This window comes from Arthrobacter sp. NPDC092385 (assembly GCF_044755105.1).
In the GTDB taxonomy this organism is placed as follows: Bacteria; Actinomycetota; Actinomycetes; order Actinomycetales; family Micrococcaceae; genus Arthrobacter_D.
Map to the genome: position 1 here is coordinate 40,507 of NZ_JBIVQL010000003.1, position 14,098 is coordinate 54,604.

Below are 14,098 nucleotides of genomic sequence, written 5' to 3' on the forward strand. Positions count from 1 at the left end.
TGGCTGTAGGATCGCTCGCTAGTCCCTGGGCTCCCTGTCCCCGATCCCCGAGGCGTCGAGGATGCGGTAGGCGTAGCCCTGCTCCGCGAGGAAGCGCTGGCGCTTGGCGGCGAAATCCTGATCCAGCGTGTCCCGGGCGACGACGGTGTAGAAGCGGGCAGCACGGCCGTCGGTCTTGGGGCGGAGCAGGCGGCCGAGGCGCTGGGCTTCCTCCTGGCGGGACCCGAACGAGCCGGAGACCTGGATCGCCACCGAGGCCTCCGGCAGGTCGATCGAGAAGTTCGCCACCTTGGAGACCACGAGCACCTGGATGTCACCGGCGCGGAAGGCGTCGAAGAGGCGCTGGCGTTCCTTCACCGACGTCTCGCCCTTGATCACGGGGGCGTCGAGCCGTGCCGCGAGGTCGTCGAGCTGATCGATGTACTGGCCGATCACCAGCAGCTGCTCGCCCTTGTGCTCGGCGACGAGCTTCTCCACCACGTCCGACTTCGTGTCCGACGTCGCGCACAGGCGGTACTTGTCGGCGTCGTCGGCCATCGCATACGCGACGCGCTCGTCGCGCGGCAGGTCCACCCGGACCTCCACGCAGTCGGCGGGAGCGATGTAGCCCTGCGCCTCGATGTCCTTCCACGGGGCGTCGTACCGTTTCGGGCCGATCAGCGAGAAGACCTCGCCCTCGCGGCCGTCCTCGCGCACGAGGGTCGCCGTGAGTCCGAGCCGGCGGCGCGCCTGGAGATCCGCGGTCATCTTGAAGATCGGCGCCGGGAGGAGGTGGACCTCGTCGTACACGATCAGGCCCCAGTCGTTGGCGTCGAGCAGTTCGAGGTGCGGGTACAGCCCGCCGCGCCTGGTGGTGAGGACCTGGTACGTCGCGATGGTCACGGGCCGCACCTCCTTCACGGCACCGGAGTACTCCCCGATCTCCTCCTCCGTCAGCGACGTGCGCTTGAGCAGCTCGTCCTTCCATTGCCGCGCCGAGACGGTGTTGGTGACGAGGATCAGCGTGGTGGTCTGGCTCGTGGCCATCGCCGCGGCCCCCACCAGGGTCTTCCCCGCTCCGCACGGGAGCACGACGACGCCCGACCCGCCGGACCAGAAGTTCTCGACCGCGAGCTGCTGGTAGGGCCGCAGCGTCCAGCCGTCCTCCTCGAGCGCGATCGGATGCGGCGTGCCGTCGACGTAGCCCGCGAAGTCCTCGGCCGGCCAGCCGAGCTTGAGCAGCAGCTGCTTGAGCTGCCCGCGCTGGGAGGAGTGGACGACGACGGTCTCGCCGTCGATCCTCGGCCCGAGCAGGGGCTGGATCTTCTTGGCGTGCAGGACTTCCTCGAGCACGGGGTAGTCGGTGGTGCGGAGCACGAGGCCGTGCTGGGGATCCTTCTCGAGGCGGAGGCGCCCGTACCGGGACATGGTGTCCTCGATGTCGATGAGCAGGGCGTGCGGCACCGGGAAGCGCGAGTACTTCAGGAGCGTGTCCAGGACGCGCTCGGCGTCCAGCCCCGCAGCCCTGGCGTTCCACAGCCCCAGCGGCGTGAGCCGGTAGCTGTGCACGTGCTCGGGAGCCCGCTCCAGCTCGGCGAAGGCGGCGATCGCATGGCGCGCCTCCGTGGCCTGCTCGTGGTCCACCTCGAGCAGGATGGTCTTGTCGCTCTGGACGATCAGTGGCCCGTCAACCATCTGCGGGGCTCCCTTCGAGGATCTCAACGTCCATGACACGGTGTACGGACACGACTTTCTCCACCTGCTGTTCGGGATCGAACACCCTCAGGCGGCCTCCCGACACCGAGAGTGGAACAAGCACCTGGCGCACGTGATTCCCCTCGCTGTCGGCGGTGCCGAGGCGGATCCGGCTGCGCGTCCGGATGGCGGCCCTCAGCGTCTCCAGACCGAGGAGCGTCTCGCTGTCCGAGCCCGTCGCGAGGTCCGCGGGACCCGGCCCCGCGGAACGGAGGGCGGCGAGCTGCGCGCTGATCTCCTCCTCGGCCACGGACCAGGGATTGAGGCGGGACCTGAGCTGCCCGGGCGGGACCCGGGCGGGTCCGGCCGGCTCCGGGCCGTCCGCGGCAGCGGTTCCGGTGGCACCGAGGGCGCCGACGGCATCCGACGCGGGGGAGAAGCCGAGGTCGCGCAGGAGCGCGGTCAGTTCCTGCGCCGAGGCCGGTGAGACCAGGACGGTCGGAGCCACCTGCACGATCCCGAGCGCCGGCGCCCGCGGGTCCGCGAGGACCGCGGCGGCGACGGCGTCGTCCTCCGTGCGCACATAACTGCCGGCCCGGCCCACCCGCAGCCTCCCATGGCGGGTTGCGGTGTCCTCGACGAGGTATTCCAGTGCCTGTGGGACCTCGGTCGCCGAGTGGGCCCGCAGGAAGGCGAGGATCGACGGGGCGTCCTCGCCGGCGTCGAGGGCGGCGCGGATCGAGTCCGCCGAGAACCGGTAGGTGGTGGCGGGGCCCTGTCCCTCGGGCGTGGACATGCGCAGGAGCCCGCGGGCCACCTCGGGTTGGAGGTACCCGGGCGCGACGGCGGTGAGGTCTGCCTGCAGGACGACGTGGGACACCGGATCCGGCAGGGCCCGCCGGACGGCGAGGGCAGCATCCTCGAAGCGCCCCTCCGCGACGAGGCGTCCGGCCTCCGTGAGCGCTCCGCCGCCCGTCAGCCCGAGGGATGCGGCCTCCGCCAGCATGCCCGGCAGGAGACGCGTGAAACGCCGGTTCAGGCGGGGCTGGTGCCAGGTCGCGAGCGCGAGGACCGACTGCTCGGTGAGGACCGGTACGGCAGCGGATCCGACGACGTCGCCGTCGGGCGAGCTGTCGCCAGCCGAGCCCGGGCCGGCGAGGTCCAGGGCGACGGCCAGCAGCCGCTGGCGCACCATCGGCGCATCAGGCCGCGACGCCTCCGCGGCAAGGGCGTTGATCGCGGTGCCGTCCGGGAGCCGGGAGCCGATCAGCGCCGGAGCGCGGTCCACCGCGAGCCACCCCTCGACGAGGAGGAGCCATTGGGCGTCCCGGTCCAGGGCCTCCCAGGCGTCGAGGCGCGAGACCTTCCAGCGGGAGTCGTCGGGATCGAGGGTCAGGAGCCCCACTGCGGCCGCGAGTTCCAGGAGCCAGGCGGTCTCGCCGTCGTTGCTGAGCAGCGACTCCCGGACACGCCTCAGTTCCCGCACGCCGACTCCGCCGGAGCGGAGGGTGGCGACAGGAGTGGTGGCGACGGACCCGAGCAGGGCGGTCATCAGCCGGAGGGTCTCCGCGATCGCGCCGAAGGCTGCGTTGTCCCGCAGTGCTGCGCGCGTGGTCCGGGCGGTCGCTGCGGGTGGATCCAGTTCGAGGGACGCGTACACGGCATGTCCACGGACGGCCAGCCCGACGCCGCGCGGCAGTTCGACGTGCAGGGCGTCCAGCGGTGCGAGCAGGCACCGGTCGAGCAGCCAGCGTACGGCGGGTGAGGCACCGCCGTCGTCACCCGTCGCCGTCGAACCGACCGGGGCGTCGCGCAGCCGCGAGAGCAGTGTCACCGCGTCCTCGGGCGCCCCGGCGATGAGCCGGTTCCAGGCCGACGGGTCCGCTGCCACGCCGTCCAGGACCTGCGCGGCGGATGCGGACGTCAGGGCGTTGACGTCGACCTCCGGGGCCACGAGGGGCACGGCGTGGATCAGGAACGGCCCGTAGCGGGGGATGGAGCGCGCCAGCGTGCGGAAGGGCCTTCCGAGGCCGGCGGGGTAGGGGCCGAGCGCCTCGGCCAGTGCACCGACCGGCAGGAGACCCTCCGCCGCGGTGCCGACGACGAGCGCCCGCTCGACGAGTCCCGCGACGATCAGGTCGAGTGCCTCGCCCTGCGTGGTCGAGACGGCAGCCGCCAGGCTCTCGGGTGGAACCGCGCCGCCGTGGTCCTCGGTGAGGACCACGATCGCCTCGAGGACCTGCAGCTGGGGGCGGGTGACATTGTCGAGGGCACGCTGCAGGCTGGCGCGCGTGGAGGCGCGTGCCGCGAGCGCGGCGAAGTCCGGCACCGGGGGAAGGATGAGGTCGGGCCGGACGGCGAGGAGGCGGCGCAGGTCGTCATCGCTCCGGAGTGCCAGCTGCTCGGCCAGTGCTCGGATTGCGGACATCGCTCCAAGGCTACCCGGCACCTCCGACACGGCGCCGGAGATGGACCCGTCGATCACGGGACGGCGCCGGGACGCTCAGGAGCGGCGGCGGGAGATGGCCGACCAGATGATGAGCGCGGCCATCAGCAAAAAGGCGATCGGCAGGCAGAAGTAGGTGGCGAGCACGAAGCCCGGCCAGACGGTTCCCTGGAGGAAAGCCGTGGCGAGGATGGCGGCCAGGGAGAGCAGCCCGACGGCCGCGAACGCCACGGCGAGCACCATCACGGCGGATCGGCCGGGGGAGGACCGCTCGGCTCCGGAGCCGGGCTCGGGCTGGTCGGTCGAGGGGCTCGCTGCCGGTTCGTCTGGGATCATAGCCGTCCCAGACTACAAGAACCACGGCGGGGCGGCCGCCCGAAAAGCGATATCCTAGGAGGCACAGACTTCCCCCTGCGGTGGCAGTGCGCCCAGGCACCCGGCGGTGCCGCGCGGCCGGGATCCAGACCGCAGGCGCCCGCCGCCCGGTACAGCTAAGAAGAGGTAGACGACGTGCCCATCGGCAAAGTTAAGTGGTTCGACACGGACAAGGGCTTCGGCTTCCTGACGACGGACGACGGCAAGGAAGTGTTCCTGCATGCCTCGGCACTTCCCGCCGGGGTGAGCGAGGTCAAGGTCGGGACCAAGCTCGAGTTCGGCGTGGCGGACGGGCGCCGCGGACTCCAGGCGCTGTCCGCCCGCATCCTCGAGCAGGCTCCCTCCGTGGTCAAGGCCACGCGCAAGAGCGCGGATGACATGGCCGTCATCACCGAGGACCTCATCAAGCTCCTCGACGCGGTGTCGAACGGCCTCCGCAAGGGGCGCTACCCGGAGAAGGCACACGCTACGAAGGTCGCGGCCGTCCTGAGGGCAGTTGCCGACGACCTCGACGCGTAGGCTTTCCGCTATGACCTCGAGCAACCTGGAGACAGCAGAAGGCACTGCCCCGACCGACGGAGACGCGCGTGCCGCGGACGACGCAGCCGTCCGCGCCGAGGCGCCGCGCAGACCACGCGCAGCGCGCCGCATCCCCAAGACGGACGCCGTGCTCGAAGCCGCCGTGGACCGCGCCCGCCTCGGCGTCCTCGAGATAGCACCCGAGGCGCAGGTCGGCCGGCACGTCTCCGCGGTCGTCGAGGGCGAGCGCCTCGTCACGCACCGGTTCGAAGCCTTCGTTCCCGGGTACGGAGGCTGGCAGTGGTATGCGAGCGTGGCCCGCGTGGCGCGCAGCAAGGACGTCACGGTCTGCGAGGTGGGACTGCTGCCGTCCGCGGCATCACTGCTGGCGCCCGAATGGCTCCCCTGGTCGGAGCGGGTGCGTCCCGAGGACTCGCAGACCGACGATGCTGCTCCCGCCGAGGATGCTGCTCCCATCGAGGATGCTGCTCCCGCCGAGGATGCTGCTCCCATCGAGGACGCTGCTCCCGCCGAGGATGCGCAGGCACAGCCGGCCGGAACCGAGGCGCCGTCGGGTGACGACGCAGCCGGGTCGATCGACGACGCGCTGGACCAGCCCGACGCCGAGTGAGGAACCAGTGGCGCCGGAACGGGAGGGGAGGGGCTTGACCACCTTCCGATCGCTCGGGATCCACAACTACAGGCTCTGGTTCATCGGGGCACTGATCTCCAACGTCGGCACCTGGATGCAGCGCACCGCGCAGGACTGGCTGGTGTACGACATCCTCACGCCGCAGAATGCCTCCGCCCTCGGTATCGTCATGGCCCTCCAGCTCGGCCCGCAGCTCGTGATCGCCCCGTGGGCCGGTCTCATCGCGGACACGGTGGACCGGCGGCGGCTCCTCGCCACCACGCAGGTCGCGATGGCGCTCCTGGGCGTGGGCCTCGGCCTGATGGTCCTCCTCGACATCGCCGTGCTGTGGCACGTCTACGCCTTCGCCCTCGCGCTCGGCGTCGTCTCGGCCTTCGACGCCCCCGCGCGGCAGGCCTTCGTGTCCGAGCTGGTCCGTGACGAGTACCTGCCGAACGCCGTGGCGCTCAACAGCGCATCCTTCAACGGCGCCCGCCTGATCGGCCCCGCGATCGCCGGACTGCTCACGGCGGGAGTCGGCCCGGGCTGGGTGTTCATGATCAACGCCCTCACCTTCGGCGCCATGGTGTACGTGCTGCTCGCGATGCGCAGCTCCGAACTCAACAGGCAGCCACGGCAGGCCCCGGGCAAGGGCCGGATCCGCGCCGGCTTCCGCTACGTGCGGCACCGGCCGGACCTCCTGGTGGTCATGCTCGCGATCTTCATCGTCGGCACCTTCGGGCTGAACTTCGCCGTCTTCATCGCCGCCATGGCCCGTACGGAGTTCGGCCAGGACGCCGGTGTGTTCGGGGTCCTGTCCTCGGTGATGGCCGTGGGGTCGGTGGCGGGCGCCCTGCTGTCCGCCCGACGGGACCGGCCGCGCCTGCGGTTCATCTTCGGGGCATCGGCCGCGTTCGGGCTCGCCTGCATCCTGGCCGCCCTGGCGCCGAACCTCTGGCTGTTCGGGCTGGCCCTCGTGCCGGTGGGGCTCTTCGCGCTGACGCTGATGACCAGCGCCAACGCCTACGTCCAGACGACGACCGATCCGGCGATGCGAGGACGCGTCATGGCCCTGTACTTCGCCATCTTCCTTGGGGGGACACCGCTGGGTGCGCCGGTCGTGGGCTGGGTCTCGGACATGTTCGGCCCGAGGTGGAGCCTCGGCGTCGCCGCCGCTTCAGGGCTGATCGCTGCCGCTGTCGGCATCTTCTGGGCCTGGCGGTACCACGAGGTGCGGCTGCGCTACGACCGCACGGCGCCCCGCCGCCTGCGGCTCGACCACGAAGCAGGCGCGGCCGAGGGGACGCCGTAGCGTCACGGGTGTCCCCTCGACGGCGGGTCCCGTTCCCTACAGGAGGTTCTCGACCACGTGGTCGATGCAGGCGATGAGGGCCGAGACGTCGTCGGGCTCGATCGCCACGAAGGTCGCGATGCGCAGCTGGTTGCGGCCGAGCTTGCGGTAGGGCTCGACGTCGACGATCCCGTTGGAGCGCAGGATGGCGGCGATGCGCGCGGCGTCGATGTCCTCATCGAAGTCCACCGTGACGATCACGTTCGAGCGGTCCTCGGGACGTGCCACGTACGGCCGTGCGATGGGCGAGGCCTCCGCCCACGAGTACAGCCGCCCGGCGGAGTCGGCCGTGCGGGCCGCGGCGAAGGGAAGCCCGCCCTGGGCGTTGAGCCACTGCACCTGCGCGTCGAGCGTCACGAGGGTGGACAGCGACGGCGTGTTGTACGTCTGGTTCAGGCGTGAGTTGTCGATCGCCGTCTGCAGGTCGAGGAAATCGGGGATCCAGCGCTCGCCCGCGGCGATCCGTCCCGCGCGTTCGAGCGCGGCGGGGGAGAAGAGACCGAGCCACAGCCCGCCGTCGGAGGCGAAGTTCTTCTGCGGCGCGAAATAGTAGACGTCGGCCTGCGACACGTCGACATCGAGGCCGCCCGCCGCGGACGTCGCATCCACGAGGACCAGCGCGCCGTCGTCCGCACCGTCGATCCTGCGGACGGGAGCCGCGACACCGGTCGAGGTCTCGTTCTGCGGCCAGGCGTACGTATCCACCCCGGCCTCCGCAACCGCCGAGGGGCGCGAGCCGGGCTCCGACGTGATGATGCTGGAGGCCTCGAGGAACGGCGCCCTGTCGGTGGCGGAGGCGAACTTGGAGCCGAATTCGCCGAACGAGAGGTGCTGCGCCTTCCGTTCCACGAGTCCGAACGTCGCGACGTCCCAGAATGCCGTGGAGCCGCCTACGCCGAGCACCACCTCATATCCCTCGGGTGCTCCGAAGAAGGTGCCGAGCCCTTCCCGCACGCGCCCCACCAGGCTGCGCACGGGTGCCTGGCGGTGGGATGTCCCAAGCAGGGACCGGCCGGCCGACACGAGGGCGTCGATCTGTGCGCTCCGGACCTTGGAGGGGCCCGCGCCGAACCGGCCGTCCGCGGGCAGCAGGTGTTCGGGGATGCGGGGCGTTTCGGTCATGGCTGCTCCAGCTGTTTCGGCGGCGGGTATCGCCCTCATTCTGCCCCAGCGGGAGCGGTGCCTCCATTTGTGAACGCTGCCGCGGACGGCGCCGTGGACCGCCGCCGCCGTGCTCCTCCCGGGATTGCCGGGCCTGTTGCACCATGCGTTAACCTTGGGAAGCGTGGGGCGGAACAGGCCGTGGCGGCTGTGGCCCCCCTCGCCGGCGTGAGGCATTCCAGCCGGGCACCCGCACCGCACCAAGGAGCTGAACCGCATGACGGACCTCATCGACACCACCGAGATGTACCTGCGGACCATCCTTGAGCTCGAGGAAGAGAACATCGTCGCGCTACGCGCGCGCATCGCCGAGAGGCTGCGCCACTCCGGGCCCACCGTGTCCCAGACCATCGGCCGCATGGAGCGCGACGGGCTCGTGGTGGTCTCCGGCGACAGGCACCTGGAACTGACCGAAGTGGGCCGCCGGCGCGCTACCGAGGTCATGAGGAAGCACCGCCTCGCCGAGCGCCTGCTGAGCGACGTCATCGGGCTCGACTGGGCGTACGTGCACGACGAGGCCTGCCGCTGGGAGCACGTCATGAGCGAGCGCGTCGAGCGCAGGCTCTACGAACTGCTCGGGAAGCCCTCGGAATCCCCCTACGGCAACCCCATCCCCGGCCTCGAGGCCATCGGCGGCGTCCAGTCGGAGCTGGTCACCGACGGCGTGGTGACCCTGCTCTCCGCGATGGGCACCTACTCGCCCGAGAAGCAGGTCACGCTGGTCCGCCTGGCCGAGCCGATCCAGGTGGATCCGGAACTCCTCACGCAGCTCGACGAGGGCGGCCTGCGCCCGGGTGCGCACCTCAACCTGGAGTCCGTGGGCGGTTACGTCTCCGTGCGCGTCCCCGGCGTCGAGGGTGCACTCGAACTGCCGCCCGAAGTCGCGTCGCACGTGTTCGTCTCCGTCGCGGCCTGAACGGCCACACACGGTGCACGGAGTGCCGTCGTCATCAAGAACACACCGTTTCGTGACCGGAATGTGACATAACGCGGATTCTGCTGTAGCCTTCATCTCGTGCCAAATTCGCTCTAGATCCGGCACCCTCCTGCAAATCGCCTAGCTCTGCCATTGCCGGAGGTCCGTCCGCACCATCGCATGGCAGAGGCGGGGGAACCAATTTTCGGGTTTCGTAACTGAAATCCTTGGGGTTAAGTCGCTGCTCACGCAGCGGCCGGGTGACTCCCATCCGAATCCGACAGCTCACCTCGCAGGCGTTGGGAGAGGCAATCCAACGTGTCCAATAACTTTTCGGGCCGCCACCGCGCGCCCCAGACCGTGAGCCCGCTGACGGCTCTTTCCGCCGCAGTCGCGTCCAACGCCGGATCTGTCGGCCGCCAGGCAGCCGTCATCGTCGCCGCTTCGGGCCTGGTGCTCACCGCAGGCCTGCCGGCCCAGGGAGCCACCACCGCCGAGCGCGAGGTCCAGTCCTCCGCGGCACTGGCCGTGAGCCGGGTCGTCTCGGCCGAGGTCACGGTTCCCGCCACCGCCGAGGTCTCCTTCGACCGCGTGGCCGTCGAGGTCACTCCCGCTCCGGAGCCCGTCGTCGAGGCGCCGGCACCCGTCGTCGAGGCCGCCCCCGTCGTCGAGGCCGCCCCCGCTCCAGCTGCCGTCGTGCAGGTCGCGGCTCCTGTCGCTCCCGCAGCGCCGGTTGCACCTGTCGCTCCCGCAGTGGCTGTCGCTCCCGCAGCGGCCGCCGTGCCTGCAGCGCCGGTTGCCAGGCCCGCCGCGCCCGTCGCTGCCGCGCCGGCTCCTGCCGCCGCGCCCGTGGTGCAGCAGGCTCCTGCTCCCGCCCCCGTCCAGTCCTCCGGCGTCGCTGCCGGCCTGGTCGGCTCGGCCTACGCCCAGATCGGCGTCGCCCAGGACTGCACCGCCATGGTCGAGAAGGCCTTGCGCTCGGTCGGCAAGTCCGTCGGAGACCTCGCTCCCGGCCAGTTCTACCAGTTCGGTGATGTCGTCGGCAGCCCCGCCCCGGGCGACCTCGTGATCACCGGCGGCCACGTCGCGATCTACGTCGGCAACGGCCAGGTCATCAGTGGCGGCCTGAACGGCATGAACACCGGCCTCCACAGCCTGTCAGACCTCCCCGGCGCCGGCTTCGTCCGCGTCCGCTAGAAACCACACACGGAGAAACCCCCCATGTCTTCACGCGCCACCATTGCACGCCACCGGGGAGAAGCGCAGAACGCTGCCAGCTTCTCGGCCCTCGCCAAAGCCGTCACCACCAACGCCGGCGGGATGGGCCGCCAGGCTGCCGTCATCGCCGCAGCGTCGGGCCTCGTCCTGACCAGCGGTGTCGCGGCCAATGCCGCGGACCTGCAGCCCCAGCGCGAGGTCGCCGCCTCCAACGTCACCGTGACCTCGGCCCGTGCGGTCGTCGTCGCGTCCACCGGCACCGCAGTGTCCTTCAACATGACGCCGGTGAAGGTCAACGCCAAGCCCGTCGTCGCCGAGAAGGCCCCGGTCGTGGAGGCCCCGGTCGTCGAGGCTCCCGCCCCCGTCGCTCCCGCTCCCGCTCCTGTTGCTGCGCCTGTCGCAGCGCCCGTCGTTGCTGCCCCCGTCGTTGCTGCCCCCGTCGCAGCTGCCCCTGCGCCTGTCGCAGCGCCCGTCGTTGCTGCCGCCGTCGCGGCCGCTCCGGCACCTGCCCGGGCTGTGGCTCCGGCACCGGCGCCTGCCCCGGCTCCCGCACCGGCTGCCGCTCCCGTGGTGTCCTCCGGTGTCGCCGCCACCATCGCGGCAGCGGCCCAGGGCCAGCTCGGCGTCATGCAGGACTGCACGCGCCTCGTCAGCAACTCGCTCGCGGCGGCAGGCATCAACTTCCACGGCTGGCCGGCAGGCTACCTCTCCCTCGGCCGCACGGTGAGCGCCGGTCAGGCCATCCCGGGCGACCTCATCTACTACGCCAACGGCGGCATGGGCATGGCCCACATCGCGGTCTACATCGGCGGCGGCAAGGCCGTCCACGGCGGATTCAACGGCAACACCACGGTGATCGCACCGGCCGAGCTCGGCTCGGGCGGCGTGTACATCCGCGTCGGCGGCTGATCCAGCACCGACGTCACTGCAGGAGGACCGGCACCCCGTGCCGGTCCTCCTGCAGTTAACCCGCACCGGAACCGGAAGCGGGCGGCACGTCAACCCGCTGTCGCACGGATTAGCGGCGGACGGGCCTCCGGCTTACCCTTGCAGTGTCCAATCCGAAGCACTTCTCCCGTACCCCGGGATGGCAACCGGTTGCGGGGAACAGGTCAGCAATGAGGCTTGCTCCATGCGCACTCTTGTTCTGAATGCAGGGTATGAACCACTGGCGGTCATCACGTTCCGCCGGGCACTGGTGCTTGTGCTCACGGGGAAGGCGAGTGTCGTCGCGGAGGACGACGAACCGATCGTCGGTCCCACGGAGATCCTCGGCAGACCGTCCGTGATCCTCCTCAACCGGTACGTGAAGGTCCCGTACCGGCACGACGTCACCGCCACGCGCCGGGGCGTGCTGCGGCGCGACAACCATCTGTGCGCCTACTGCGGGAAGACGGTCTCGACCATCGACCACGTTCTGCCTCGGTCGAGGGGAGGCGCGGACACCTGGGAGAATCTCGTCGCCTGCTGCCTGAAGTGCAACAACGCGAAGGGCGACAAGACGCTGAGCAGCCTCGGCTGGAAGCTGCGGATCGTGCCGCTTCCTCCCCGCGGCCGCCAGTGGCAGATCAGGGAACTCGAGAGGCCTGCCCCGCAGTGGAGCGCCTTCCTCGAGGAGAACGCCGCGTGATCCCGGACGTCCCCGCGTTCGACGCCGTCATCCTGGCCGGTGGCCGGTCCTCCCGCCTGGGCGGGGTGCCGAAGGCCGGCCTCGTGCTGGAGGGCCGGACGCTGCTGCAGCGCACGTGCGCGGCCCTGGCGCGCGCCGGGCAGCTGACGGTCGTGGGGCCGCAGCCCGACGACGGTCGGTCCTCCGCGCCCGCAGGAGCACGCTTCGTCCGGGAGGAACCCGCCTTCGCGGGACCGGCGGCCGCCGTCGTCGCCGGCTTCACCGCGCAGCCGGGACGCAGGGCGCCCTGGTGCGCGGTCCTGGCCTGCGACATGCCCCGCGTGGACGAACTCGTGACGGCACTGCTCGCCGAAGCGGCACGGGACGGGCAGGTCTCGCTGGTCGCTGTCGACGGCGGCCGGGACCAGCCGCTGGCGGCGCTCTACCGCAGCGCCGACCTCGCTGCTGCCATCGACGCCGTGCTGGCGCTCGGGCCGGCGGACAACCTGTCGATGCGCAGCCTCCTTGCTACTGTGAAGACCAGACCAGTCCCGGTTCCGCCGGGCACGACGCACGACGTCGACACCTGGGATGATGCGCGAACGCTCGGAGTCGTCGTCCCCTAGAACCGCCCGGAGGGCCCATGGACGATCGCCAGAAGCTGCTGCACGACTGGACCGAGAAGCTGCTCGCCGCCTTCGAGATCGACGGGACGGAGGTGGACATCGACGCCGTCCTCGGGCTCGCGGGCAAGGCCGCCCACGGCGTCGTCCGCCCGGCCGCGCCCCTCACGACCTTCGTCGTCGGGTACGCCGCGGGGCTCGCCGTCGGCAGCGGCCAGGCCGAGGAGCAGCTGGCCATGCGCTCCGCGATGGCGGTGGCCGATGCCCTCTGCGCAGGGGCCGCAGCGGAAGGTGCCTCCGAATGAGCGAGGCCACGGGAGCCCGCGACATCGACTGGGCGACCGCCCGCACGCTGGCGCATGACGCGGGACGCCCCCTCCCGTTCCAGACCGTCACCCTGGCGGACGCCCTCGGCCAGACCCTCGCGGAGCCGGTGCACGCCCTGCAGTCGATTCCGCACTACGCGTCCTCGGCGATGGACGGCTGGGCGGTCAACGGCGAGCCGCCGTGGACCCTGGTGAGCCATGCCGCGCCGGAGGAGCATCCCAGGGGGCGGCCGTCGCCGCACGCGGATTCCGGCGAGGTCTCCCTCGCTCCCGGGCAGGCGACCTTCATCCTGACCGGCGGAGTCGTCCCGCGGAACGCCGTCGGGATCCTTCGGACGGAGCACGGCGCCGTCCGCGGGGACGTCCTGGACCGCAACGAGTCTGCCCGGCCGGACGAACCGGCACCGCACGAGCACGTGAGGCCTGCGGGGGAGGAGGCGGAGGAGGGCTCGGAGGCGATCCCGGCCGGCGTCGTCCTGAACCCCGCGCAGATAGCCCTTGCCGCGGTGTGCGGACACGACACGCTCGCCGTCCTCAGGGCCCCCCGCGTGTCGCTGCTCATGACCGGCGACGAGGTGATCGACCACGGCCTGCCGCACCCTGGGCAGGTCCGCGACACCTTCGGCCCGCAGCTGCCCGGATTCGTCGCCATGCTGGGCGGGCATGTAGATGGTGCGGCCCGCGCGAAGGACGATCTCGACGACGTCGTGGCGGCGATCAGCGCGGAGCCGACCGACGAGTTCTCCCTCGCACGGGCGTCCGGCGACGTCCTCATCACCACGGGGGGAACGGGCAGCTCCTCCGCGGATCACATCCGGCGCGCGCTCACGGTGCTCGGCGCCGAGCTGATCATCGACGGGATCGCCATGCGCCCCGGGCATCCGACACTGCTGGCGCGGCTTCCCGACGGGCGGTTCCTGGTGGGGCTTCCCGGGAATCCGCTCGCGGCCATGATGGCCATGCTGACGGTGGCCGCCCCCCTGCTCGCAGGCTTGCGTGGATCGCCCCTCGAGGAGCCCGCCATGGTCGCAAGCGCTGATGCCTTCGAGCCACTGCGCGGCAGGAGCCGCCTGGTGCCCTACCGCACCGACTCCGGACGCGCCGTGCCGAGCACCCACCAGCGCTCCGGGATGCTGCGCGGGCTCGCTTCCGCCGATGGCGTTCTGGTCGTTCCGGCCGAAGGGTGTGCTGCCGGCGAGGACGTCCCGGCGCTGTCCCTGCCCTGGGTGACCGGCTGACAGGACAGCTC

The 14,098-nt window shown here is 71.4% G+C and carries 14 protein-coding genes and 1 riboswitch; of the genes, 10 read left to right on the plus strand and 4 right to left on the minus strand.

All coding sequences use genetic code 11. The features are described 5' to 3' along the window. Nucleotides 1-18: 18 nt before the first annotated feature. The 3 genes from ACIQCY_RS05250 to ACIQCY_RS05260 form a co-directional block, all read right to left on the minus strand. On the minus strand, nt 19-1,674 hold the full coding sequence (locus tag ACIQCY_RS05250; RefSeq protein WP_400482835.1) for a DNA repair helicase XPB: 1,656 nt from the start codon (nt 1,672-1,674) through the stop codon (nt 19-21). Beyond that, nucleotides 1,667-4,102 carry a helicase-associated domain-containing protein gene (locus ACIQCY_RS05255; protein ID WP_400482836.1) on the minus strand — a complete coding sequence of 812 codons (2,436 nt, stop codon included), beginning with the start codon at nt 4,100-4,102 and terminating at the stop codon, nt 1,667-1,669. Before ACIQCY_RS05255 ends, ACIQCY_RS05250 begins: the two co-directional genes overlap by 8 nt. 75 nt (nt 4,103-4,177) lie before the next feature. Then, entirely contained in the window at nt 4,178-4,456 is a 279-nt protein-coding gene (locus tag ACIQCY_RS05260) for a hypothetical protein (protein WP_400482837.1), read from the minus strand. Nucleotides 4,457-4,630: 174 nt separating this feature from the next. Between ACIQCY_RS05260 and ACIQCY_RS05265 the strand changes: the two genes are divergently transcribed. From ACIQCY_RS05265 to ACIQCY_RS05275, 3 genes are read left to right on the plus strand one after another with little or no spacing between them, the layout of a single operon-like run. Then, nucleotides 4,631-5,014, plus strand: a complete 384-nt coding sequence (locus ACIQCY_RS05265) for a cold-shock protein (RefSeq protein WP_400482838.1) — start codon at nt 4,631-4,633, stop codon at nt 5,012-5,014. Between the two features lie 10 nt (nt 5,015-5,024). Then, nucleotides 5,025-5,645, plus strand: a complete 621-nt coding sequence (locus ACIQCY_RS05270) for a DUF3027 domain-containing protein (RefSeq protein ID WP_400482839.1) — start codon at nt 5,025-5,027, stop codon at nt 5,643-5,645. A 34-nt stretch (nt 5,646-5,679) separates the two neighbouring features. Then, nucleotides 5,680-6,957, plus strand: coding sequence for an MFS transporter (locus tag ACIQCY_RS05275; RefSeq protein ID WP_400482840.1), 1,278 nt, complete (start codon nt 5,680-5,682; stop codon nt 6,955-6,957). A 36-nt stretch (nt 6,958-6,993) separates the two neighbouring features. On the opposite strand, the gene serC is transcribed toward ACIQCY_RS05275, so the two are convergent. After that, entirely contained in the window at nt 6,994-8,118 is a 1,125-nt protein-coding gene (serC, locus tag ACIQCY_RS05280) for a phosphoserine transaminase (RefSeq protein WP_400482841.1), read from the minus strand. A 256-nt stretch (nt 8,119-8,374) separates the two neighbouring features. On the opposite strand from serC, the gene ACIQCY_RS05285 reads away from it, so the two are divergent. The 7 genes from ACIQCY_RS05285 (at nt 8,375) to ACIQCY_RS05315 (ending at nt 14,087) form a co-directional block, all read left to right on the plus strand. Further along, a complete protein-coding gene (locus ACIQCY_RS05285; RefSeq protein WP_400482842.1) occupies nt 8,375-9,073 on the plus strand; it encodes a metal-dependent transcriptional regulator in 699 nt (232 codons plus the stop codon). 128 nt (nt 9,074-9,201) lie between these two features. Beyond that, nucleotides 9,202-9,386, plus strand: a riboswitch (cyclic di-AMP (ydaO/yuaA leader). 5 nt (nt 9,387-9,391) lie between these two features. Beyond that, a complete protein-coding gene (locus ACIQCY_RS05290) occupies nt 9,392-10,270 on the plus strand; it encodes an NlpC/P60 family protein (RefSeq protein WP_400482843.1) in 879 nt (292 codons plus the stop codon). A gap of 24 nt (nt 10,271-10,294) precedes the next feature. Continuing rightward, nucleotides 10,295-11,200, plus strand: a complete 906-nt coding sequence (locus tag ACIQCY_RS05295; RefSeq protein WP_400482844.1) for an NlpC/P60 family protein — start codon at nt 10,295-10,297, stop codon at nt 11,198-11,200. Nucleotides 11,201-11,423: 223 nt separating this feature from the next. Then, on the plus strand, nt 11,424-11,921 hold the full coding sequence (locus ACIQCY_RS05300) for an HNH endonuclease (RefSeq protein ID WP_400482845.1): 498 nt from the start codon (nt 11,424-11,426) through the stop codon (nt 11,919-11,921). Further along, nucleotides 11,918-12,526, plus strand: coding sequence for a molybdenum cofactor guanylyltransferase (locus tag ACIQCY_RS05305; protein ID WP_400482846.1), 609 nt, complete (start codon nt 11,918-11,920; stop codon nt 12,524-12,526). The genes ACIQCY_RS05300 and ACIQCY_RS05305 overlap by 4 nt, the downstream gene beginning before the upstream one ends. 17 nt (nt 12,527-12,543) lie before the next feature. Then, nucleotides 12,544-12,828, plus strand: coding sequence for a DUF6457 domain-containing protein (locus tag ACIQCY_RS05310; protein ID WP_400482847.1), 285 nt, complete (start codon nt 12,544-12,546; stop codon nt 12,826-12,828). Beyond that, nucleotides 12,825-14,087: a molybdopterin molybdotransferase MoeA gene (locus ACIQCY_RS05315; RefSeq protein WP_400482848.1), complete on the plus strand. Its 1,263-nt coding sequence runs from the start codon at nt 12,825-12,827 to the stop codon at nt 14,085-14,087. Before ACIQCY_RS05310 ends, ACIQCY_RS05315 begins: the two co-directional genes overlap by 4 nt. The last annotated feature ends 11 nt before the right edge of the window (nt 14,088-14,098 follow it).

What these genes read in the sequence shown, in the direction of transcription:
- ACIQCY_RS05295 (WP_400482844.1), top strand. Translation starts at nt 10,295, where the DNA reads ATGTCTTCACGCGCCACCATTGCACGCCACCGGGGAGAAGCGCAGAAC.
- ACIQCY_RS05260 (WP_400482837.1), bottom strand. Translation starts at nt 4,456, where the DNA reads ATGATCCCAGACGAACCGGCAGCGAGCCCCTCGACCGACCAGCCCGAG.
- ACIQCY_RS05285 (WP_400482842.1), top strand. Translation starts at nt 8,375, where the DNA reads ATGACGGACCTCATCGACACCACCGAGATGTACCTGCGGACCATCCTT.
- ACIQCY_RS05255 (WP_400482836.1), bottom strand. Translation starts at nt 4,102, where the DNA reads ATGTCCGCAATCCGAGCACTGGCCGAGCAGCTGGCACTCCGGAGCGAT.
- ACIQCY_RS05250 (WP_400482835.1), bottom strand. Translation starts at nt 1,674, where the DNA reads ATGGTTGACGGGCCACTGATCGTCCAGAGCGACAAGACCATCCTGCTC.
- ACIQCY_RS05310 (WP_400482847.1), top strand. Translation starts at nt 12,544, where the DNA reads ATGGACGATCGCCAGAAGCTGCTGCACGACTGGACCGAGAAGCTGCTC.
- ACIQCY_RS05270 (WP_400482839.1), top strand. Translation starts at nt 5,025, where the DNA reads ATGACCTCGAGCAACCTGGAGACAGCAGAAGGCACTGCCCCGACCGAC.
- serC (WP_400482841.1), bottom strand. Translation starts at nt 8,118, where the DNA reads ATGACCGAAACGCCCCGCATCCCCGAACACCTGCTGCCCGCGGACGGC.
- ACIQCY_RS05300 (WP_400482845.1), top strand. Translation starts at nt 11,424, where the DNA reads ATGCGCACTCTTGTTCTGAATGCAGGGTATGAACCACTGGCGGTCATC.
- ACIQCY_RS05315 (WP_400482848.1), top strand. Translation starts at nt 12,825, where the DNA reads ATGAGCGAGGCCACGGGAGCCCGCGACATCGACTGGGCGACCGCCCGC.